General features: G+C 43.0%; 18 protein-coding genes and 1 pseudogene. All 19 read right to left on the reverse strand.

Annotation, left to right across the window (positions count from 1 at the left end):
- Window positions 1-64: 64 nt before the first annotated feature.
- A complete protein-coding gene (locus MKY12_RS28585; RefSeq protein WP_339311779.1) occupies window positions 65-334 on the reverse strand; it encodes a hypothetical protein in 270 nt (89 codons plus the stop codon).
- Window positions 335-424: 90 nt separating this feature from the next.
- On the reverse strand, window positions 425-2,437 hold the full coding sequence (ligA, locus tag MKY12_RS28590; RefSeq protein ID WP_076083548.1) for an NAD-dependent DNA ligase LigA: 2,013 nt from the start codon (window positions 2,435-2,437) through the stop codon (window positions 425-427).
- Window positions 2,438-2,514: 77 nt separating this feature from the next.
- The gene (gene pcrA / locus MKY12_RS28595; RefSeq protein WP_339311781.1) at window positions 2,515-4,884 is read right to left on the reverse strand and encodes a DNA helicase PcrA; all 2,370 of its coding nucleotides are present in this window, start codon (window positions 4,882-4,884) and stop codon (window positions 2,515-2,517) included.
- A 106-nt stretch (window positions 4,885-4,990) separates the two neighbouring features.
- On the reverse strand, window positions 4,991-5,698 hold the full coding sequence (locus MKY12_RS28600) for a heptaprenylglyceryl phosphate synthase (RefSeq protein ID WP_339314999.1): 708 nt from the start codon (window positions 5,696-5,698) through the stop codon (window positions 4,991-4,993).
- Between the two features lie 167 nt (window positions 5,699-5,865).
- Window positions 5,866-6,732, reverse strand: coding sequence for a phosphatidylinositol-specific phospholipase C/glycerophosphodiester phosphodiesterase family protein (locus MKY12_RS28605; protein WP_339311782.1), 867 nt, complete (start codon window positions 6,730-6,732; stop codon window positions 5,866-5,868).
- A gap of 120 nt (window positions 6,733-6,852) precedes the next feature.
- Complete coding sequence (locus MKY12_RS28610; protein ID WP_339311784.1) at window positions 6,853-8,253, reverse strand: undecaprenyl-phosphate glucose phosphotransferase; 1,401 nt, start codon at window positions 8,251-8,253, stop codon at window positions 6,853-6,855.
- On the reverse strand, window positions 8,250-9,203 hold the full coding sequence (locus tag MKY12_RS28615; RefSeq protein ID WP_339311785.1) for a glycosyltransferase family 2 protein: 954 nt from the start codon (window positions 9,201-9,203) through the stop codon (window positions 8,250-8,252). Before MKY12_RS28615 ends, MKY12_RS28610 begins: the two co-directional genes overlap by 4 nt.
- Window positions 9,204-9,414: 211 nt before the next feature.
- Complete coding sequence (locus MKY12_RS28620) at window positions 9,415-10,473, reverse strand: glycosyltransferase family 2 protein (RefSeq protein WP_339311786.1); 1,059 nt, start codon at window positions 10,471-10,473, stop codon at window positions 9,415-9,417.
- A 174-nt stretch (window positions 10,474-10,647) separates the two neighbouring features.
- The gene (gene rfbD, locus MKY12_RS28625; RefSeq protein WP_339315001.1) at window positions 10,648-11,508 is read right to left on the reverse strand and encodes a dTDP-4-dehydrorhamnose reductase; all 861 of its coding nucleotides are present in this window, start codon (window positions 11,506-11,508) and stop codon (window positions 10,648-10,650) included.
- Between the two features lie 8 nt (window positions 11,509-11,516).
- A complete protein-coding gene (gene rfbB, locus MKY12_RS28630; RefSeq protein ID WP_076083572.1) occupies window positions 11,517-12,539 on the reverse strand; it encodes a dTDP-glucose 4,6-dehydratase in 1,023 nt (340 codons plus the stop codon).
- 92 nt (window positions 12,540-12,631) lie between these two features.
- Window positions 12,632-12,979 (reverse strand): annotated as a pseudogene (rfbC, locus tag MKY12_RS28635) (dTDP-4-dehydrorhamnose 3,5-epimerase); the annotation flags it as partial.
- Window positions 12,980-13,062: 83 nt separating this feature from the next.
- Window positions 13,063-14,070: a glycosyltransferase family 2 protein gene (locus tag MKY12_RS28640; protein ID WP_339311789.1), complete on the reverse strand. Its 1,008-nt coding sequence runs from the start codon at window positions 14,068-14,070 to the stop codon at window positions 13,063-13,065.
- A complete protein-coding gene (locus tag MKY12_RS28645) occupies window positions 14,063-15,016 on the reverse strand; it encodes a lysylphosphatidylglycerol synthase transmembrane domain-containing protein (protein ID WP_339311791.1) in 954 nt (317 codons plus the stop codon). Before MKY12_RS28645 ends, MKY12_RS28640 begins: the two co-directional genes overlap by 8 nt.
- A 415-nt stretch (window positions 15,017-15,431) precedes the next feature.
- Window positions 15,432-16,133 (reverse strand): glycosyltransferase family 2 protein, encoded by a 702-nt coding sequence (locus MKY12_RS28650; RefSeq protein ID WP_339311792.1) that lies wholly within the window; start codon window positions 16,131-16,133, stop codon window positions 15,432-15,434.
- A gap of 9 nt (window positions 16,134-16,142) precedes the next feature.
- A complete protein-coding gene (locus MKY12_RS28655) occupies window positions 16,143-17,633 on the reverse strand; it encodes a hypothetical protein (RefSeq protein WP_339311793.1) in 1,491 nt (496 codons plus the stop codon).
- A gap of 378 nt (window positions 17,634-18,011) precedes the next feature.
- On the reverse strand, window positions 18,012-19,799 hold the full coding sequence (locus tag MKY12_RS28660) for a glycosyltransferase family 2 protein (RefSeq protein WP_339311794.1): 1,788 nt from the start codon (window positions 19,797-19,799) through the stop codon (window positions 18,012-18,014).
- Between the two features lie 25 nt (window positions 19,800-19,824).
- Window positions 19,825-21,267: a methyltransferase domain-containing protein gene (locus MKY12_RS28665; RefSeq protein ID WP_339251683.1), complete on the reverse strand. Its 1,443-nt coding sequence runs from the start codon at window positions 21,265-21,267 to the stop codon at window positions 19,825-19,827.
- The gene (locus MKY12_RS28670; RefSeq protein WP_339251685.1) at window positions 21,264-22,481 is read right to left on the reverse strand and encodes an ABC transporter ATP-binding protein; all 1,218 of its coding nucleotides are present in this window, start codon (window positions 22,479-22,481) and stop codon (window positions 21,264-21,266) included. The genes MKY12_RS28665 and MKY12_RS28670 overlap by 4 nt, the downstream gene beginning before the upstream one ends.
- Window positions 22,471-23,268, reverse strand: a complete 798-nt coding sequence (locus tag MKY12_RS28675) for an ABC transporter permease (RefSeq protein ID WP_339251687.1) — start codon at window positions 23,266-23,268, stop codon at window positions 22,471-22,473. Before MKY12_RS28675 ends, MKY12_RS28670 begins: the two co-directional genes overlap by 11 nt.
- Window positions 23,269-23,381 lie beyond the last annotated feature (113 nt).

Raw genomic sequence — 23,381 nt, forward strand, 5'->3', positions numbered from 1 at the left:
TGTATTAAATTATCAAATGTTCACATGAAAGCGGAAGGGTAGCCGTCTGCATAACAAAATCACCCTACCGGGTAACAAATGCTGGTGACTTCCCCTGTACATCCGGCCCGTTCGCCCTCACTTGGCGCAATGTGGTCGGTTTTTCGATTACATCCGGCCCGTTCGCCCTCGCCTGGCGCAATGTGGTCGGTTTTTCGATTACATCCTGCCCCTTCGCCCTCGCTTGGCGCAATGTGGTCGGTTTTTCGATTACATTCCGCCCGTTCACCCTCGCTTGGCGCAATGTGATCGGTTTTTCGATTACATCCGACCCGTTCACCCTCGCTTGCCGCAATGTGATCGGTTTTTCGATTTCCTATACATCAAAAAAAGCCCTGCGCCCCTCCGCCCATAAGCAAAGGAAACACAGGACCTATATATTCTCTTACATTTCTAGCAGCCGGATCAGCTCGTCTTCATCCTCAATGACTTGAATGCCGAGCTGCTGGGCTTTGGCCAGCTTGCTGCCCGCCTTCTCCCCGGCGATAACCAGATCCGTCTTCTTGGAGACGCTGCCGGATACCTTCGCCCCCAGAGCCTCCAGACGTTCGGCCGCTTCCTCGCGGGTCATTTTTTGCAGGGAACCGGTGAGGACGACTGTTTTGCCGCTGAAATAGGTATTGGTATTAACTACACGCGGAGCTTCAGGAGCCTTGGCCTCTACCCCCAGCGCCCGCATACGGTCGATGCTAACCACTACGAACGGGTCTGCAAAATAATTCACGATGCTCTCCGCCACAATCCCCCCGATATCCGGCAACCCGGCCAGTTCCTCCGCTGTAGCAGACATGACGGCTTCCAGACTGCGGTAATGGTCGGCCAGCATTCTTGTCGTAGCTTTGCCCGTATTAGGAATGCCGAGTGCATAGAGGAAGGATGCCAGATCTCTGCCTTTGCTGTCTTCGAGTGCCTTCAGCAGATTCGCCGCCTTCTTCTCTCCGAACCGCTCCAGCTTCACCAACTGGTCGAAGGTTAGCTCATACAGATCCGCAGGCTCCCGTACACTAAGCTCCTCATGCAGCTGAGCCGCTGTCTTCTCACTGAACGTCTCGATATCCATGGCATCTCTGGAGGCAAAATGGGTAATCCGGCTGACAATCTGCGGCTTGCAGTCAAGCTTGTTGTTGCAGAACAGATGAGCGCCGCGCATCTCCAGCGGGAACCCGCAGGCCGGACACTCTTCGGGGAAGATAATCTCCCCGCCGTCACTCTCTTCTGTCACCTTACCCAGAATCTCCGGGATGACATCATTGGAGCGGCGGATGAACACCCGTGTGCCCAAGGCAAACTTCAGATTCTTGCGCTCAATATCGCCCACGTTGTTAAGGGTGCAGTTCTGCACCGTAACCCCGGCTAGTTCTACAGCCTCCACCCGTGCGAGCGGAGTAACTTTGCCGGTACGTCCGACATTCCAGCTGACAGATTCCAGAATGGTTGTGGTCTCTTCCGCCTCGAATTTATAAGCAACGGCCCATCGCGGGAACTTATCCGTATAACCCAGCGCTTCACGAATACGGAAATCAGTAACCTTAATGACCGCTCCGTCAATCAGATAATCCAGACCGGAACGGCTCTCTTCAATCTCTGCCAGTTGCTCGGTTACATCATCGAAATTGCTGAAGTAGTTGAGGTAAGGGTTAACCTTAAACCGGTTGCTGCGCAGGAAATCCATCATCTCCTGATGATCGGCGAACTGTACGCCTTCTGCATACCCCACATTATAAAAGAAAGCATTCAGCCTGCGGTCGGCAGTCATCTTCGGATTCAGGTTGCGCAGCGCGCCCGCCGCACCGTTGCGTGCATTCTTCAGCGGCTCTGCTGCGCGGGTATTATAATCCGCCAGTACCGACAGGTTCATAATCCCCTCGCCCTGCACTTCAATAACGCCTTCCTTGAACGGAATATTCAGCGGAACGGACTTGATCGTCTTCACCTGAGCCAGAATTCCCTCACCTGTCACCCCGTTGCCACGGGTAGCTGCTTGTACAAGCGCCCCATCACGATAGGTCAGGTTCAGCGTCAGGCCGTCGAACTTCAGCTCTACGGCATAACACGGCTCCGGCAGCGGATTCTCCGGGTTCTTGGTATTATAATCATTCACCAGCTTCAGCACACGGGTGTTCCAAGTACGGAGCTGTTCAATATTCTGCGCCTTGTCCAGACTCCACAGCGGTGCCAGATGGCGGTGCGGTGTGAAGCCCTTCAGCAGCTCCCCGCCTACCCGCTGAGTCGGGGAATGCGGCAATACAATTCCGCTCTCCGCTTCCAGCGCTACCAGTTTATCGTAGAGTACATCATATTCCTTGTCGCTGATCTGCGGAGCATCCAGTGTATAGTAGTGATAATTGTATTGATTCAGCTCGGCTACAAGCTCTTCCATCGTGAACATCATATCCATCCGGCATATCCCTCCGTCAAATAGGTTTCCTACGGTTAGCGTGATCCAAAAGCACTGCCGTTAATCGCAAGCTTGATTTATTCAACTTTGGTGATCGGCGCAAAGCCGGCCAGCAGCCGCTTAACGCCTACCGGCGCCGGGAAGGCAATCTGCAGCTCCGTATCGTTGCCGCTGCCCTTCACGGCCACAATGGTGCCGGTGCCCCATTTGCCGTGGGCGACCTTGTCGCCCGCCTTGAAGCCTCCGGCCTCCGCAGCCGCCCCGGCCCCGCCCGTCGTGCGCTGCGCGCCTCCGGTCGTCACCACCACACGGCCCGCGCCAGGCACCGCGCTTGCCGAGCTGCCGCTGCCGAAGCTGGCGGACCCGCCGCCTCCCGGCGCGTTCCCGGCAGCTGCGGTGCGGCTGCCGAAGTTCCCCCGGCTGCCTCCGCTTCCGCTGAAGCCCCGGCCGCCATAGGCACCGCCAGCCTCCGCGCCTCCGCGCCGGAAGCGGTCCGATTCACGGACAGTATCTTCCTTCAGCTCCTCCGGAATCTCCTCCAGGAAGCGGGACGGCGCATTCGCGTTCGTCCGCCCGAACAACGTGCGCATCCGTGCGCAGCTGAGGAACAGCTGCTTCTCCGCACGGGTAATGCCCACATACGCCAGCCGGCGTTCTTCTTCCAGTTCATCATTGTCCTGGAAGGCACGGCTGTGCGGGAACACCCCTTCCTCCATCCCGATGATGAAGACGGTCGGGAACTCCAGCCCCTTCGCGCTGTGCATCGTCATCAGCACCACCGCATCACTGCGTTCTTCTTCATCGTTCACGCTGTCGATGTCCGCAACCAGCGCCAGGTCGGTCAGGAAGGAGACCAGCGACTTGTCTTCATTGTTCTTCTCGAATTCCATCGTAACGGACAGGAACTCGTCAATGTTCTCCAGGCGTGAACGGGACTCCAGCGTATTCTCATTCTGCAATTCAAGGCGGTACTGCGACAGCTCGAGAATCTTCTCAGTCAGCTCTGTCACCGAGAGGAATTCCACCATCCGGTGCAGGGCTTCGATCATATCGTAGAATTCCACCAGCGTGTTGCGGGTCCGCCCGGCGAACCCGAGATCATCCACCGTCTGCAGCGCCCGGAAAATCGAGACGCCCTGGGCCGCAGCCGCTGCCGCAAGCTTCCCAACGGTTGTATCCCCCAGCCCGCGCTTCGGAACATTGATAATCCGCGTCAGGCTGATATCATCATCAGGATTGGACAGCAGGCGGAGATACGCCAGCAGATCCTTGATTTCCTTACGGTCGTAGAACTTGATCCCCCCAACGATCTGGTAGGGAATATCCGATTTGATCAGAATTTCTTCTATTACACGGGACTGGGCGTTCGTACGGTACAGAATCGCATGGTTCTGGTAGGCCTGCCCCTGCTTGACATTTTTGTTGATCTCCCCGGTGACAAAATATCCTTCGTCATGCTCAGTGTCGCCACGGAACACCTTGATCTTCGCGCCTTCATCGGAGTCGGTCCACAGCTTCTTCGGCTTGCGTCCCGTATTGAGGGCAATCACGCCGTTGGCGGCATTCAGAATGTTCGAGGTGGAACGGTAATTCTGCTCCAGCAGAATCGTCTGGGCTTCGGGGTAATCCTCTTCGAAGTTCAAAATGTTCGAGATATCCGCCCCGCGCCAGCGGTAGATCGACTGGTCACTGTCCCCGACCACGCAGATCCGGTGGTGGCCTTCAGCCAGCATCCGGCAGAGCATGTACTGCGCACGGTTCGTATCCTGATACTCATCGACATGAATATACTTGAACTTCTTCTGATAGAAATCCAGTACATCCGGCTTCTCCTTGAACAGCTCGATCGTCTTCATAATCAGGTCATCGAAATCGAGAGAGTTATTGCTTCTCAGCCGGTGCTGGTATTTGGAATACACCTTAGCCACCAGGCCTTCAAAATAATCGCCAACCTTCTGCTCATACTGCGCCGGTGTAATCAACTCATTCTTATTCGTGCTGATGACAGCCTGGATGGCCTTCGGTTCGAACTTCTTGGTGTCGATGTCGAGATCCTTCATACAATTGCGGATGACGGACAGCTGATCTGTCGAATCCAGAATGGAGAAATTCGAGGTGAAACCAATCTGATCGATATCCTTCCGCAGAATCCGCACACACATGGAGTGAAAAGTGGATACCCAAATATCCCGGCCCTCCGGCCCTACCAGCTTGGAGACACGATCCTGCATCTCCCGGGCGGCCTTATTGGTAAACGTAATCGCCAGAATCGCCCAAGGCGGTGCCTTGCGGTTCGCAATCAGCCAGGCTATCCTGTGGGTCAGCACCCGGGTCTTGCCGCTGCCCGCGCCAGCCATGATTAGCAGGGGTCCTTCAGTTGCTTCTACAGCCTGACGCTGCGGGGGATTCAGACGGCTTACGGCGTCCTGTATGTTAACAAGTTGCATGTGTTACATGCTCCTTTCTGAATATAAGTTATATAAGACGCACTTAAGGTTTGAACTCGAAGCTTGGTCGTCGCTGCGGTGAACATTTGGACATGATCTATAAACTCTACCAGTCCATCTGCGGTGTATCCCGTACAGCCTGGACCGTCAACAGCGCTTGTTCCACATTACTATAAATAATATTGCCGACCACTACTGTATCACATAGCGCGGCTACATGCATGGCTTCCTCTGGACCTGTAATTCCGCCTCCGTAGAAAAGCTGGCTGTGCTCAACCACTTCCCTGACCTCGCGCACAATCTCCAGATCTCCATAACGTCCGCTATATTCAAGGTAGACCACCGGGAGGTTCATCAGCTTGTCTGCAATCTGCGCATAGGCTCCCGCACCAGCCGCATCGAGCGAGCAGTCCGCACCGGTCAGGCGCGCTACCGAGGAATCGCTGTTCAGCACAATATAGCCCTCTGTCAGCAGCAATTCCCATGGGATCAGACTGCCGAAGCGTTCAATCGCCCGGCGGTGATGGCCGAGAATCCATGAAGTATCGTCAGTGTTGAGCACCATGGGAATCATATACAGGTCAAAACCGGGCACAGCGGCCTCCAGCTCCGAGATCTCCAGCGCGCAAGGCAGGTCATACTGCCGGATTCTCGCAAGCAGACTCACTGTATTCTCATAAGTCACGCCAGTAGAGCCGCCTACGATAATCGCATCGGTTCCCGACTGGCACACAGCGGCCAGCTCCTTGTCACCAAGCACACGGTCCGGGTCCAGCTTGAATACATGCCGCCATGGCCTGATCATTTGCCGCATCTCGTTCATCTTTGTCCATCCTCATTGTTCATCTAAGTGAATATACACACTCCTGCGCTCGCAAAAATCCGTATCTCTAGTCTAAGTCAGCACGAAGGGGGGTGTCAATTTAAAAGAGAACAAAATGCGAACATTTTTTCGCATATTTGCCTTAGCCTTCTCCTCGATCAGCGGAGACCCTTGATCCGGTTCAAATCATTTTCCGGGACAAAATCAGTATAGAATCCGTTGACGCCCAGCCGGGACAGCTCCACAATCTCCTGCTCATCGTTCACGGTATGCACATAGACTCTGGCGCCCGCTTTTTTCAAGTTACGCACGAAGCTCTTGGTAGCCCTGGTTGTCGGCATCGTGATGTCCACGCCGGTCTGCTTGACGAATTCAGTGACCACCTCGTCGCTGTCCTCTGTCTGGTATAGGGTATAGATGATTTCCGGAAAAGCGTACACCTGCTTCACAACCTCCAGCATCTCCCGGCTGTAAATCTGCGGAACAATCCGCTCCAGCAGCGCTGGGTCCTTCTTCCGTGCGGCTTCTACAATGAGCTGAAATTGCTTCGTTACCTGTTCCGGTTCCAGCTCCTTCGTGTCCGTAACAATATAGGTATCCGGGTAGATCTCCATCAGATTGACGATTTTCTCAATATCCAGCGGAGAGTAGAGCTCCAGCACCGGGCTGTTCATCACTTCATCGTGAGTCAGCACCTCTCCCTGCTTGTCAGGAGGAAGAACCTCCTGTTGACCCAGCTTCTTACTCATACCTGTAGTCCATTCATGACGGGCCACGAGCTGTTCATCACTGGTCAGCAGCAGGTCCGCCTCAAAGATCCGGGTCCCCTGCTCATAGTTCGCAATAAAAGCGTCCTTGGTATTGGTATACGCCTTGTCATTGATTCCGCCCATGGCATGGGCAATGACCCTGTGGGCCGCGAAGCCTGTAGCTGGCTGTTTTTCTTTTCCTCCAAGCATCAATACAAGCAGAAGTGTAACAGCCCCGATCATAGTAATAGAAGCAATAAGCTTTGTTCTCTTCATGATGGCAGTCTCCTTTGCAAGTAGTAGAGAGTCGGCTGAAAAAAGCAAAAACGGCTGTGTCATCCTCAAGGGGCAGCAACCGTTTTTTAGCGGAGAATAGAATATAGATAAGACCGTGTATTAATAAGCGTTCTTAAACCCATTACGAATAGTCTTGGCAATAATCCGGATATCGAACAGCAGAGACCAATTCTCGATATAGAAAATATCATGCTTGATCCGGTCCTCAATCGAGGTATCCCCGCGCAGACCGTTACTCTGAGCCCAGCCGGTAATCCCCGGCCGCACATGATGCTTGACCATATACTTCGGAATCTCGCCGCGGAACTGCTCTACAAAATAAGGGCGCTCCGGCCGCGGACCAACCACACTCATCTGCCCGAACAGCACGTTGAAGAATTGCGGCAGCTCATCCAGACTCGTTCGGCGGATAAACGTACCAAAGCGGGTCCGGCGCGGATCTTCCTTCGTGCTCCAGCCTGTGTCCACTTCACCATCCGTCTGCATTTTCATGGAACGGAACTTGTACATCATGAAATTACGGCGGTTCAGCCCCACCCGCTCCTGCTTGAAAATCACCGGCCCCGGTGAAGTCAGGCGCACTCCGAGCGCAACAATCAGCATCACCGGAGACAGCATAAGAATGGCGAACAAGGCGAACACAATATCAAACGCACGCTTTGCCATTTTGTTCCCAGCCATATCCAGCGGAATATCGCGCACATTAATCATCGGCATCCCGGCAAAGTTATCGAAATACGGACGGGCCGGCAGGTAATCGAAGAAGTCAGGAATAATCAGCGTCCGCATCCCGGCTTTCTCACAAGTTGCAATAATAGCCGGGTATTTCGAGTGGGCATCCAGCGGCAGCGCCAGAATCACCTCATCGACAGGAAGCATCTCCAGCATCGCCTCCAGCTGATCCACGGTACCCAGAATCGGCTTATACCGCTGCTCCTCAATGCCATCCCACTGATGGAAGTCATCCAGGAACCCGATAGCCTCATAGCCCAGCTCCGGATACTGCTCCAGGTTGTTATAGAATCTTTTACCCAATGTGCCTGCACCAAGAATCAGGACGAACTGGCGGTTGAAGCCTTTTTCACGCAGCGACTTCAGCATCTTCTTCAGCACATAACGGTACAGCATAATGGATAGAATATTGAAGCCCATGTAGATCGCCAGGTATTGCCGGGAGATATCAATTTCTCTCAAGAAGAACATTAGACCAAGCAGAATAAAAATACCCATAACATGTACCTGAAAAATTTTGACGAATTCATCAATGAACCGCTTCTTCCGCTTAGGCAAGTATAGAGACACTACAATACCGATCAGTACGGCTATGGCCCCATAGATAATACTCCAGTACCCATAGGATTCTATAGGCAGCGTCCGGTAGGATTCCAGCAAGCCGCTCTTGAACTTCAGCCACCAGGCCGCAAGGAAGGACAACTGGATCACGATAAAGTCGGCTACCATATATAGTTGGGTCAAAAACTTTTGATTCCGGCGCATCATAATCTCACCTCAGCCTTCGATTCATTGCGGATACCGGCTTCCCCGGGAACATTCAAACTCTGTGCGGGTGTAGGTACCTTACGCGGGGCAATCAATGCGTTGCGCAGCAGCGACAGAGTGAACTTAACGCTGACGCCCGCATAGACCGCTCCATTTATCATACTGTTGTAGCGGCTGCTATAATGCTTCTTATGAAATAAAATCATGGCCCGGTGAAACTCATATACGATCTTGAACGGTCTGCGGCGCGCACTCCCACCCTTCAGATGTACGATGGACGTCTGCGGATAATAATAGATCCCCCAGCCCGCTTCCTTGATCCGGTAACACCAATCCAGATCCTCTCCATACATGAAAAAGGTCTCATCCAGCCCGCCCACCTGCTCAATCGTCTCCCGGCGCAGCAGCATGAATGCTCCAACCAGACAATCTACCGGATATTCGTCATCCGGGTCCAGATAGCCCAGCTGATAGCCGTTGAACTTCGGACGGTCCGGGAACAGCTTACTGAAGCCAAACGCATAATAAAAGGACGCAGACGGTGTCGGGAACCCTCTCCGGCAGGCCTTATCGAGCGACCCGTCCGGCAGAATCACCTTACACCCGGACGCGCCAAGATCAAGGCGGCTGTCCATGAACGCAAGCATCGTCTCCAGCGTATCCTTACGGATCACGGTATCTGAATTGAGCAGCAGCACATAACGCCCGGAGGCGACCTCCATCCCCTGGTTATTCCCCTTGGCAAAGCCTACATTCTCCGAATTGGCGATTAACAGCACCTCCGGGAACTCCTTGCTTATCATCTCCACCGAGTCATCCTGGGAGTTATTATCTACTAGAATAATTTCATAGGAATACCTTGTCTCCGAATCATATACCGACCTCAGACAATCCATCGTCAGGCGGCATGTGTTGTAATTTAGAATCAATATACTAACATCTACATTCACTGCTATACTCTCCTGACAAATTTAGTAATCTATCGACAATTATTATAACACAAAAACCCCGTTGATAGGCAGCGCCTATTCAGGGAGGTTTTTACAAGCGTGGGTATAATGAGGACGAATGATGTTAACTGGCATAGATACCGAGATAATAAGCGTCTTTTAAAATATCTGCGGGACTCCTCTAAGTTCTTCATTTTCTTCCCCACTTGCCCTATTGTGCTTGACGTTTAGCCTTCTCCTGGATATAGCGGCGCTTGCGCTTCAGGGCAGCTCTCTGTGCGAAGAAGGAGGTCCAGGCTCCTAACAGCTTAGGCTCTTTCAATAGCGAGTAGCCATGTGCGGCGATCTCGTAAGGAAGAGAATTTAGCAGAGTGAGCAGCAGTGTGCGGGAGGGCTCGTTCTTGTATATCATTTTATACCGATTAATATAGGAGATCCGCTTGATGAACATCGCTTTACCACTCCGTCCGGACGTCTTCCACCCCCGCTCATGGTAGCCTAGCGCTTCCGCATCATAGTAGGCCTTCCAGCCGAACAATTCCGCACGCCAAGCCACATCCACATCTTCCTTATACGCAAAAAAATCCGCGTCGAAAAACTCCCCCTCCACGCTGATATCCTCAATCATCCGCCGCGAGTACATCGCCGCTGCACCGGAGACACCCAATACTTCGCCAGACTCATTCCACTGGTCAGCAGACTCTCCCGCTCCACGGTCAAATGCCCTCCGCGCCTTATTCATCCGCAGTCCGGTACTATCCACCAGCGAATGATCCGCCTTCAGCAGCAGCTTGCCTGTGGCACTCCCGATCCGGGAATCGGCTTCCATCCTGGCGATCAGCTTAGATATATAATCCGGGGCCAGCGTAAGGTCCGGGTTCAGCACCAGCACATAATCGGTCGTTGTACCGGCAATCGCCTGATTGTGCGCGGGGGCGAAGCCAGTGTTATGTTCATTTTCCAGGAGGACGAGGGTTGGGGGAAGCGGGCTGTCTTTAGAATCTCCATAGTTGGTTGCTGCTTCGGTTGTAGATAAGGTTGCTGTTATGTCAACGGAGTATAAAGGATCTAAGCGCGTATGCGCTGAACCCTGACTAAGCTCATGATAGAACGACCTTACCTTCTCCGCCGAACCATCCGTGGACGCATTATCCACCACCACAATCTTTTTGACCGGATAATCCTGTCCGAGCACAGCCGACAAGCATTCCGCTATATCATCTGCGCTGTTATAAGTAACAATATGCACACTGACTGTTTTAAGTTTCATGGGGTACCTCGAATTCCATATATTCATTGTACGAACCTGTTACTCCCATTATAACGAAAACAGAGGTGCCGGGCTATGGAAGGTTGTTGAATTGACCCCACCAATACTATCGAATTACAATAAGAAACCCCTAACCATTAAGATGGATTAGGGGTTCTTCAACATATCCTGCAGCTATTTCAGCTCTAGCAAAAAGTCTCTCAGCCCTTCACGCCATGGACGGATATCCTGGAACCCGTTGGTACGGATCGCTAGATGCTCCATCACCGAGTTGCGTGGACGAGGCGCCGGACGGGGGAATTGCTCCGTCGCACAAGGTTCAAGCTTCGCTGTAAACTTCAGCCCCAGAAGTTCCTCTGCTTCCGCAAAGATGGCCTGGGTGAATTCATACCATGTGCAAGACTCTGTGTTCGAGGCGTGGTACACTCCATACTTTTCAGTCTGGATAAGCTTAAGCAAGAATCTTGCCAGGTCCACCGTATAGGTAGGTGAGCCCTTCTGGTCATCGACAACCTGCAGCAACGGCTTTTCCTGCCCCAGCTTCAGCATGGTTTTGACAAAGTTATTGCCGTATTTGCCATAGACCCAAGAGGTACGTACGATGAAATACTTGGAGGATAACGACTGGACTAATACCTCTCCGGCACGCTTGGACTTCCCGTAGATACTCTTGGGGTCGGTATTATCATATTCATGGTAAGGTTGCTCCCCCATGCCATCGAATACATAATCCGTGCTGATATAGACCAGCTTAGCCCCTGCCTTCTCAGCAGCCAGCGCCACATTCCGGCTTCCTGTAGCATTAATGAGGTACGCCGCATCCACATCAGTCTCAGCTGCATCCACTGCCGTATGAGCCGCACAATGAATGACCGCATCGGGAGCGAACGCACCAATAGTCTGTTGGCACTGGTCCAGATCGGTAATATCCATCTCCTGACGGTCACAGCCCAGCACTTCATACCCCTGCCCTTGAAGCAAAAGCATAAGATCCTGCCCCAGTTGCCCGCCAGAGCCTGTGACAAACACCTTCATCTTCGCCATTACAGAGAATCCCCCAGACGGGTACCGTACTGGAGTGCGGCATATTTCTGGTATTCGCCAGACTGAATGCGAGTCCACCATTCCTTGTTATTCAGATACCACTGAATAGTTTCCTTAATGCCGGTTTCGAACGTGTGCTTAGGCTTCCAGCCCAGCTCGTTCGTAATCTTTGTTGGATCAATGCCATAACGGCGATCATGCCCGGGACGATCCTGAACATACGAAATCAGCGAATCCGGCTTGCCGAGCTCTTGAAGCACAGTATTCACGATATGCACATTCGTCCGCTCATTGTTGCCGCCGATGTTGTACACTTCACCATTCACGCCTTCATGAATAACCAGATCAATCGCGCTGCAGTGATCTTCAACATATAACCAATCACGGATATTCATTCCGTCTCCATATACAGGCAAAGCCTGATCTGCCAGCGCACGCGAGATCATCAGCGGAATCAGCTTCTCCGGGAACTGGTAAGGACCATAGTTATTCGAGCACCGGGTAATGTTAACTGGCAACCCAAAGGTTTCATGATAAGCACGCACCAGCAAGTCTCCGCCTGCTTTACTTGCAGAATACGGGCTGTTCGGCGTCAGCGGTGTTTCTTCCGTGAACAGACCTGTAGCACCAAGTGATCCATAGACCTCATCCGTAGACACTTGAACGAACTTAGTCACACTATATTTCTTAGCCGCATCCAGCAGCACCTGAGTACCCAGCACATTCGTCTTCACGAACACTTCCGGCTCCAGAATACTCCGGTCTACATGAGACTCAGCAGCAAAGTTAACCACTACATCCACACCGTCACCGATCAGCTTATCCATCGCCGCTACATCAGTAATGTCTGCCTTCACAAACGTATAGTTCGGATGATTCTCAACAGATTTCAGGTTCTCCAGATTCCCTGCATACGTCAACGCATCCACATTGACGATCTGGTAATCAGGGTGTTGCTGCAGCATGTAGATTACAAAGTTGCTGCCGATAAAGCCGGCTCCGCCGGTTATGAGGAGTTTCATTTGTTGACCACCTTTTACTAGTTGTTATGACGATTGAGTCCCACTCTCTACAAAAGAGCAGGAAACATATTGCATATAATTCCAATCTAGGTTTACAGCTCAAAGTTCAACTCCGCATCTTTTAAAAGCGGATGACGTTGATCCTTATCAGACAACACCGGATTCGTAGTCGGCCAGTCAATTCCCAGCGCCGGATCATTCCATAGTATGCCACGATCATGCTCAGGGGAATAATATTCGTCCACTTTATATAGTACTTGGGTGTTGGGACCGAGCGTGCAGAATCCGTGGGCGAAACCCCTAGGTACGAGTAACTGACGCTTGTTGTATTCGCTGAGAATGACCCCGACCCATTGTCCAAATGCGGGAGAGTTGCGACGGATATCCATGATGAAATCATAGATCGCACCACTTAGCACACAAATGAGCTTAGTCTGAGCAAATTCAATTTTCAACTCTTACAATTAAAAAATTATCCGTATAAAACCAATATTGTATTGTCTGATTTTAAAGAATATTAAAATTAGGATTTGAATAGCTCTGAGAATGATATATTATACTCTCTAATCCAACCTTTTATTTGCTTATTATCAACCTTTTTTAGTTTATTTATATTTGCTCTCTTTCTTAGCATTATGAAAAGACTTCTCCATACATCTCTATGAGCTTTTAAAATAGTCAGAACTAATTTTTTCTTAGAATGATTTATTAATTCATTAGCTGCACTTTTTTCATTAAGAATATTGAAAAATTGAAATAAATAGAGTTTTATTGTATAAATAGGATTCATCAACAATAAAGATATGGGATAGTTTTTTATAACAAACCAATAATGATTTCTCTCAACTAGATAGGTTTTAAAAAGTGAGTACTTGCCAGCAGATGCAGAATATCTATGGTAAACCACTGCTTCACTAACATAGAAGCATTCCCAACCGGCAAGCTGAAGCCGAAAACCTAGATCTGTATCTTCACAATAGCAGAAAAAATCTTCATCAAACAATCCCACTTCATTTAGCGCACTTCTTCTATACATAACAGCACAACCGCTAGGTATTAAAATCCGCTCAGAAGTATTATAACCATTGATACTTTCGTTTCTGCCTCTACCTCTAGACATTCCACTAATATTTATAAGTAAACCTGCTGAATCCATAATTTGAGAATCATAGTAAGAAATTATTTTGCACCCACAACTTCCAAGTTGCGGATTTTGCTTAAGATTGTAAAGTAGACTTTCTAACCAATTAGGATCAGCTTTTGCATCATTATTTAAAAGAGCAATAAATTCACCCTTAGAATGCTCAATTGCAATATTATTCCCTTTTGCAAATCCGCAATTTTCCTTTGACTCAATTAATTGAACAAAAGGATACTTTTTCAGTAAATCTATAGAACCATCTGTAGAATTATTGTCCATCACAATAATTTCCCAATTAGTATAAGATTGACTAATCACTGATTCTATACACTCTTCTATGAAATCTGCACCATTATAATTGACTATAATAACGGATACTAAATCATCCATTTTTCAACCTCTTTCTGGATGTCCTCCTTTGTTTCAATACAGAAATACTGTAAGGCAGTAAAGGTAATGCATACACAAATAATGTTATATAAGTTAGCGCTTTGCTAGCCAAAATAGGGGATATCACCATTAATGTTGTATAGCCCCAAAAATGTAACACAGCAAGCATGGTAACTTCCGTACTCCCCTGACCACCCGGAATCATACTCAGCACACCAACAATCATGCCTAGAGAATGTGTAACAATTATTTTTATTAGTGTAATTTCGATATTAAAAGCATGAAAAATCAAATACAAATAAAAATATTCTGTTATTATTGTAAAAAAAGAACAAAAAATAATAATAACCCCTAGCATTGGTTTTTTTAAGGGGATAAGTAAACTCTGCTTAACGTTAAATAAAATATTCTTTAATTTTTCTCGATATATTTTAATTATTGTAAGAATAAGCACTATTAAAAAAATAACCACTGAAAATAGAACCAAATAATTATTACTTTTAATTCCATTAAAATTCCCGCTAACAAAAGAGAACAAACTTCCACTAATCATTAAAATAGCGAATACAGAATATAATAGAACACAGAATAATTCAATAATTTTATCAAGAAATAGAATTGGCAAAATCTTGGAAATGTCAACAGTGTATTTAAACTTCAAATAAGCAGATACAAGAATTTCCCCAGCACGTCCTGGAATAAATGCTCCCATAAGTTGACTTGATGCAGTCAAGGACAAAGCTTCCTTATAACTCATGTCAGTATACGCATTAATAATTCGATTGAGTTTATAAGACCTTAATAGGAGTACCAAAGTATAAACAAAAAAACTCATTATAAAATAGAAATAGTTAAACCCTGCTGGTAATTCTTTTCGAAAAAAAAATATCAGCCCAAAACATACTAAAATCCCAAAAGCAATATATATATATTTTTTTTTATTCACCTTTCATCCTTCTTCTCTATAAGTAACATGTATTCTTTAACTTCTCTCCTATTAGCTTCGTCAATCTCCAATGACTGTTTCAGCAAACCAATTTCCTGAGACATCTGCCGTACTTTAATTGATAAATTAGAGATGGATATACTCAGACTAAAGATAATAACAAGCCCACATATTATGCCTACCAAAAAAACGAAGTTTGAGGGTGCCTGAAAACCGAATAGACTAGTAAAAAAGAAGGCAATTTGAGGTAGTATAGATATTGTTATCATAATAATAACTACAATAATCCATAAAAGCGCATATCTTAGTTGCAATTGATATTTCTTTATCATATTAATTAAAAAGAACAATAGTATAATACATAGAATAATAAGCGATAACTGCAATTTCAAAGGAAACATTTTAGTACCATCCTTTAAGTAACCTGATGTTTTCGTGTGTAATCTATAACAATAGCAAGAGTAACTTTTATCATATAGTATATAGTTTTTAGGGATTTAATTGATGATACCCCCCCGTTACGCTCTCTCATCAGAACAGGTATTTCCATTATTTTAAAGCCACTTCTGCTTAGCGCCATTATAGATTCTGGCTCAGGATAGTCAGATGGATAATTACCAGCAAAAAAATGAATAACTCGTTTATTACATGCTCTAAATCCCGATGTAGGGTCAGTTACCTTTTGCCGCGTTAACATTTGCAACAATCCAGAGAAGTAAACAATACCAACTCGTCTTGTAAAGGATGACTGATAACCTTCTTTTTTTATAAATCTCGAACCTATGACAAAATCAACTCCGTTTTCCACTATCGGACAAATTAAATTTTTCAGATAGGCCGGGTCATGTTGCCCATCACCATCGATTTGTATTGCAATGTCATAATTATTTTCTTTTGCATAAATGTAACCGGTTTGAACTGCTCCCCCTATTCCTAAATTGCATGGAAGATTTATTATGTTTACGTTGCTTTCCTTACAAATTAAAGAAGTTGAATCAGTTGAGTGATCATTTATAATTATAAAATCTAATATATCAGAATACTCAGACAATTCTTTAATTAAACATCTTATATTCTCTTCTTCATTAAAACACGGTACTATACCAAGTATACGCATATTTCACCCTCACTCCATATTATTGCTTATTGAAGCTTCTTTTAATCTTAATAGAACTGCACCTTCAACTTTAACTATGACATCGAAATCATTCAAGTCAATATTTTCTTTCTTTGACCATTCCTCACTACTCATACTATCAAATAATATTAGATAAGGATTCTTATTAAGATCATTCTTCCACTTTTTATAATCCAGAATTGGGTCTTCATAGAAAGAAGATAAGGCGTTACTATTATATTTAGGCCATATTTCGGTGTATGAATAAAACCACAACTGTTGCAATAAATCCCCAACAACAGGTATGTAATTTGAACCTTCAAGATAAACTGTCTTATTTTTGACTATTCTGTCCATAAACCCCCTCTGCTTTTCATTAAAAATAGTAGTCATGTTTATAGCAGTTTCTTTATTGAAATTTTGAATTTTAGTTACATTACGTTCCAACTCTACATTAAATAATAGGTTTTTCTGCTGAATAGGTTTATCTAAAAAAACTGAGGTTAATCCTAAAATACATATAATCGATACAATAGAGAAGTACAGAGCCCTAAATCTTATTTTAGTATAATTCAACCCTATAACGAATAGCAGAATAAACAAATTTTCTAGTAAGTAATAATTTTTAAAGTAATAGTAAGAGGATACTTCTCCACGCATTCCCATATATAAGAGGCCAAGAGTTAGTAGTACATATATTAGAGTAAATATAAATATTGACGACGTTCTTTTTTCTCTGATCCATAAGGAAAATGATAGAACCGCAAAAATTAAATATGGTTTAAAATTTGAATATAGATCTCTATAAATATATCCTTCAGAAGCAATTGCGCTTATATCACTGGATAACTCTTTATTGTTAAAAATAAGAAGGTACGAAACTCCACATATAAAAGTAACACCACAAACTATTATATTTTGCATCGATAAAATATTTTTCATGATACTCTTATAGTTAAAATTTCTTTGATCAATTAAATCCGACAAAACAAATGCGATCATAGCAGCCGGGATAAAATAGTAGTATGCAAAAAACAAACCTACCATATTCAGAGTTAATAACAAGATTTTCACTTTTTTATTTTCGATTGATTCGTTAATTAAAATTATTGTTAGGACTAGTAAAACCCCTGCCATTTGACTAGTAAATCCGAAAATTATACTATTAAAATTATATCCTGCAGCAGCAATTATTATGATAATTGTAGTCTGTAGAAAATCCACTTTTTTAACGAACTTACTATAAATAGAAAATAATGTTAATATGAGAAAGAAGTAAATTAAAATATTGCTTATAAGGTATATTGCAATTTTCGAGACACTTGATTCTACGAAACTCATTAACAATCCAGTATTTGAATAAGCTAAAAATGGATAACTGCTCAATCCTTCATAAGCGATTAAATTATTTACACGTAATAAAAGCCTTCCAGTTTCAGAAAAATAACTCGCAAGCAAATAATGAACTGCCGGGTCAGTTGTAACAAATCTAATATTCATTGAAGAAGAATAGAGATGAAAAAAAACATACACACTAATTATTACTGTAAGAAAAACAGCGTAAAGATTATAAAGGTTACTCTTGATTTGTGGAGAATGATAAGAAATACGTTTCTTTTTGTAAAGAATAAACAAAAAAGCTGCGAATACTATATTAATAACAGAAACACTATAGCCAGTAACTCTAATCGCTAATACATCCAATAAAATACTTATCACAGAGATATATGATATATAAGTAGCAAATAACAAGCACAATATTCTAAGTTTCCCCGCAACTTTTTGCCCAAAAAATAATCCAATTTGAAAAAACAAGAGTAGTATAGTCAATAAAAAGATAAGGAACTCCATGGTTTACATCCAATCCTTTTTAATCGATTATTTTAAAATTTTTTTCATATAATAAAAAATTTTATTTCTCACTTTAAAAACAAAAGTACTAAAATTCATGTTTCTTGCTTTATATATTAATGTGGGTGGTCTGTTCAGTAAAAACTCAGCATCTTTAAATATGGATGCCATATTTATCTCAAACTTTTTATTGAAATGTTTTTCTCTCACAATTGACAAATACTTATCAAATAATTGCTGTCTCTCAGTATTAAAAATCACATTCGATGGGATTCTATAAAGCGAGGTTAATTTTTCAACATATAAAAAGTCATACTTCAGTGCATACTTCAACCATAGATCCCAATCCTCTAAAACTTCCATATTTGGATCTATCCCGCCTAAATCATCGTATATTTCTCTGTCAAATAATACTGTTTGAATAGGGAAATAATTATGATGCATCAGAATAAGGCGATTAAACGGTTGCCTATGTTGTACATTATGAAACAATTCTCTATATACATAGGGTTCTTTAGAAATAACCTCCGTCGGAACCTCAAAACTTATAGAGTAAGCAGCCTTTTTGTCGGGATTTTTCTGCAATTGAGAAATTAAAACTTCAACATGATCTGCGTAGAGTAAATCATCATCATCTAGAAAATTAAAATATTTTCCCGTAGCTGTTTCCATTGCTATATTACCGACTACACATCTTCCAACCCTATCATGCGTAGCTTTATAAACTATATTTAGATCTGCAAATTCCTTTAATATTAAACTTTCTGAAATGGCTGGACCGTCTTCAACTACAATAACTTCAATGTTGCTGTATGTCTGATTTCGAACACTTATCAAAGCTTCTCGCAATACACTAGGTCTTCCACATGTTCTTATTAGAATAGATACAAGAGGCGTGTTTTCAGGTTTTTCATTGATGTAGAATGCGCCTTCTCTTATAATTTCATAATCCCACATTTTAAAATCAGCTTGAAATCTAACTGATTTTGCATTTTTAAATTTCCACTTTCTAAACCTATATCCTTCAAAAGGGGCACGAATTATATTTTTGAACACTTTAGCCTTATGATTCTTGGAAGGTCCCTTAACTACAAGTAATCCACCATACATAATATGGCCCTTAATAATATCCTTAATATCTCCAAACTTATAACGAAGCATCAAGTTCATGAATGTACTATTATAAAATTGATTAGGCTTAACTTCATTTGCACTCATATACGTATAATGATGAATTATACATTTAGGCACATATATCAGCTTAAAGCCATGAGCTCTAAATCTCCAGCTTAAATCAACATCTTCACCATACATAAAAATCTTCTCATCAAACATACCTATTTGTGTGAAATAGTCTCTTCTAACTAAACAACAAGCACCACTAGACCAACTTGTCTCCATACTTACAGGATTATAGATTTTAGGATGCTCGTAAGGAAATTGCCTCGCTTCCCACAACCCAATACTATCATCAGAGTTATCGACAGCCTTCATGAGTTCTATAATGCTGTTTTTGTCAACCTCAGTATCAATATTCAAGAAAAAGACATAATCTTGATTCGTATTTTTAACTCCATAATTATTAGCTTTACCAAACCCGAGATTTTTATCTAAAAAATGGTATTCATAGCCACCAAAATCTTCTTTTCCATCAAATGATTCTATTAATTCTCTACTTCTATCGTTTGAACAATTATCAACAAAAGTTAAATGTAATTTATTTAAAGGATAATTTTGATTGTATAAGCTCTTTAAAAGCTGATTGATCCATTTCTCAGAATTATACGATATTAATATAATATCTAAAGTTTTCAATGATAGTCCCTCTCCTGCCTAAAATTTAGCTAAATAAGCTCCTTATATACCTAAATATAGAAGTTATTCTCCATGAAAATGAACTTTTCAGACTACTAATCTCTAATTCAAGTTCTATATTTTTTCGGTTAATAGACTCTAACTCATTACTCATCTGGTTCATAAATTCTAATTTCTCATTCTGGGCATCGAACAAATTAATTATGAGATTGTTTGATGTCTTTAGTTCTAGCTGCAGAATTGCAATCATTTTAGCCATTTCTTCTAATCCATTAGTATTTCTCAGATCATCTAATCTTTTTTGGAGATTATATAATAACTGGGGCTTAAGTTTTGTTTCAAATAACATCTCAACCTGAACACGAAACAGCTTATAGTTCTCCATATTTTCATGGATAAAATCTTTTTGTAATTGAGGATCTTCACCAAATGAGAACAAATCCAACCCGTCTTCATGAACTTCGATTTCCAAGTCATGAATGGCTACTAAATTGTTATTTTCAATAGCCTCTAATTTATTAGTAACGGCATCCATGCCCCACACTTTAAAAGAACGTAGATTTGCAAAGCTGGGGAAATTAGTTGGATCTAAACGAAGTGACATCAAATCCCCTTCATCCAACTTAAACTCAAAGACATAATTATGGTATTCCCCATCCGCTTGCAGTGGAAGTCTTTTTGAATTTCGTTCTTTGAATCCCTCACCTGTGTTCCAAAACAATTGTATAAAATTCGCAAATCTATAACTCTCTTTTTCAATATAATCCTTACAATCATCAGATTTCTTAGACTTGTTTTTTTCTGAAACAGTAACGAATTGATATACATGAGCATCAGTTTTATTTTTCAAGTACTCCTCTATTGCACTTGGAACCATACTATAACTACTTGACAATTCTGTCTGCTCCGGCAACATACAAATCTTATGAAGTTCCAGCAATGACAAGTCTGCTGAAAGGAGTAGTTTTTCCAAGTTATCGCGAGTAAAAAAGGTTAAATGTGTTCTGTCTAATAGCCCTGTTTCTTTGTATTCAAATTTCCCTTGCATTAGCTGTAGTATTACAGCTGTATGCCCAATGTGGGGAACAGAGATTAAAACCTTCCCATCATCTCTTAATAATTTCTCAGTTAAGTTCCCCAGTATCTCTTCGGGCTTCACCAGATGCTCTAGGACGTCTGCAAATATCAAATAATCAAAATATTGGAATTGATCTTCACATTGTTCTAACCACTCTGTTTTATTCAGATCAGCTATAATCATCTTGTCACAGAACATTTCAGCTTTGGCGGCTGCTAACTCATCAATTTCCAGACAGTATACTTCACACTTCAACTCATTCTTCAAGTACTCTGTCATGTAGCCATCTGCGGGTCCAAACTCAAACACCTTTGAATTCGGCTTCACATTCCTTAGTATTACCGATAGTGGAGTATCCGTTTCTAAATCTACAGAATAATGATACTTCAACTTCCATCCTCCTCGACCTTCCAAGAATGTTCTAGAAATAATAAACCCTCAGCAAAATAGGAAGAAGAGCCTAGATTAAAAGAAGCATACCTCGCTTTGTAATCCAATCTAATTAAACCAGAACTTTCAAAGAAGCCTATATCCAAATAATATGTTCCAGGTAAAAGAGAAATTTTTTCATAAGTCAACACTAGTTTATACGTTCCTGATTTAGAAGGAAGTGGATACTGGTCTAATTTCGTGTTGAGACCACAAACATATTTGTTTTCCCTATCGAATATTGCAATACCCCCAACTAAATTTTCAATACTCTGATGCAACTCATAACTCACTTCAATTATAATATCGTCATTAAATTGAAACTGCTTCGTTGACTGCATATCTTTATTGAAGAATTTCACTTCTCCAATTGTTAAAGTATTACTTTGAAAATCTATACTTTCTTGTTGAGTATCAGATGATTCATCGGGTATATCCAACATATTTTTCATATAATCCTCATATAATTGAGAGACTCCATTCACATCTCCCCTCATATGAACTTGTCCGTCCATCATCCAAATAACTTCATCACAAAAATTACGGATTGAATAGGTATCATGACTAACAAATAAAATTGTCTTCCCTTCTTTTTTAAAACTTTTCATTTTCTCAATACATTTCAACTGAAATTGCATATCCCCTACAGACAAGGCTTCATCTACAATCAAAATGTCGGGATCGACATTAACTGCACAAGCAAACGCAAGTCTTACATACATCCCAGAGGAATATGTTTTAACAGGTTGATCTATAAAGTCTCCAATGGCGGCAAACTTCTCTATAAGAGGAACTCTCTCTTTCACTTCAGTCTCTGAAAGCCCCATGATCGCTCCATTAAGATAAATATTTTCACGCCCTGTAAATTCCGGGTTAAATCCACTCCCCAATTCTAGTAGTGCAGAAATTCTACCGTCAACATCAATATTCCCTTGAGTCGGAGTCATTGTACCTACTATTAATTGAAGCAAAGTGCTTTTGCCGGAACCATTTTTCCCAATAATACCTATAGTTTTACCTTTTGGAATTTGAAAGTTAACATTTTTCAGGGCCCAAAACTGATTTTTTAGTTTATCTTTATCTTTTACAAAGAACTGCTTCAGACGATCAGTTGGTTTTTCATACATTAAGAATGATTTGCTAATATCATTAATTTCAATAGCATTAGAGGACATCTGCAAACCCTCCCTTTGTCTTTCTAAACCAGACGAAACCTAATGCAAATACTATAGAGCCTAGGACTAGACCTAAGATAGTAAATTTCCAATTTGGAACTTGTCCCCACATTAAAATTCTCCTCATATCTTCAACCACATACGTCAGTGGATTAAAGTAATATAAAAATCTAAGTTTTTCAGGAATGATACTTATTGGATAGAATATAGGACTAAGAAACATAAGTGCTTGCATTACTAGACCAATTAGTTGTGTAATATCCCTTATAAATACTCCTAAAGAGGATAAGAGCCATGAAAATCCTGTTGCAAATAAAACGATAGGCAAAAACACGAGAGGTAAAAAAATGATAGTCCAATGAAGAGAACCAATAAACAACAGACCTACTACCAAAATCCCTATACTAATAATTGTATGCACTAAAACAGACCGCATTAATACTATTGACAAAATCTCTAAAGGAAAAACTACTTTTTTCACCAAATTGGTATTACTGATCATTAGTGTTGGTGACTTCGTAACTACCTCAGAAAAGAAGTTAAAAACAATTAAGCCACAAAATAATACTAAAGCAAATTCAAATTTATTATCAGAGGCAGATGCTCCCCACCTATTATTAAATACGAAGCCAAAAAAATATGTATAGATCGCCAACATAAAGAGAGGTGTAACAAAGGACCATAATATTCCCAAGTAAGAACCTTTATATCTTTGTAATACATCCCGTTTAACTAACTGTTTCATCAAATGTCTATTCTGTCTAATCAATTTTAAAAAATTTCTCACTTTTTTTCTCCCTAACTATAATGAATTTGGTATTAGTAATTTTGTATTAGCAAATGATACTTATAACTAAATCGCAATAATTATCATCCTAAAAACTAACTACTGCTCCTATG

It is taken from the genome of Paenibacillus sp. FSL M7-0896 (assembly GCF_037975415.1).
GTDB classification, from domain to species: Bacteria; Bacillota; Bacilli; order Paenibacillales; family Paenibacillaceae; genus Paenibacillus_AQ; species Paenibacillus_AQ silagei.

Coding starts and splice junctions, on each gene's coding strand:
- ligA (WP_076083548.1), bottom strand. CDS start 2,437: ATGGATATGATGTTCACGATGGAAGAGCTTGTAGCCGAGCTGAATCAA.
- pcrA (WP_339311781.1), bottom strand. CDS start 4,884: ATGCAACTTGTTAACATACAGGACGCCGTAAGCCGTCTGAATCCCCCG.
- MKY12_RS28600 (WP_339314999.1), bottom strand. CDS start 5,698: ATGCGGCAAATGATCAGGCCATGGCGGCATGTATTCAAGCTGGACCCG.
- MKY12_RS28605 (WP_339311782.1), bottom strand. CDS start 6,732: ATGAAGAGAACAAAGCTTATTGCTTCTATTACTATGATCGGGGCTGTT.
- MKY12_RS28610 (WP_339311784.1), bottom strand. CDS start 8,253: ATGATGCGCCGGAATCAAAAGTTTTTGACCCAACTATATATGGTAGCC.
- MKY12_RS28620 (WP_339311786.1), bottom strand. CDS start 10,473: ATGAAACTTAAAACAGTCAGTGTGCATATTGTTACTTATAACAGCGCA.
- rfbD (WP_339315001.1), bottom strand. CDS start 11,508: ATGAAGGTGTTTGTCACAGGCTCTGGCGGGCAACTGGGGCAGGATCTT.
- rfbB (WP_076083572.1), bottom strand. CDS start 12,539: ATGAAACTCCTCATAACCGGCGGAGCCGGCTTTATCGGCAGCAACTTT.
- MKY12_RS28640 (WP_339311789.1), bottom strand. CDS start 14,070: ATGGATGATTTAGTATCCGTTATTATAGTCAATTATAATGGTGCAGAT.
- MKY12_RS28650 (WP_339311792.1), bottom strand. CDS start 16,133: ATGCGTATACTTGGTATAGTACCGTGTTTTAATGAAGAAGAGAATATA.
- MKY12_RS28655 (WP_339311793.1), bottom strand. CDS start 17,633: ATGAATATTAGATTTGTTACAACTGACCCGGCAGTTCATTATTTGCTT.
- MKY12_RS28670 (WP_339251685.1), bottom strand. CDS start 22,481: ATGTCCTCTAATGCTATTGAAATTAATGATATTAGCAAATCATTCTTA.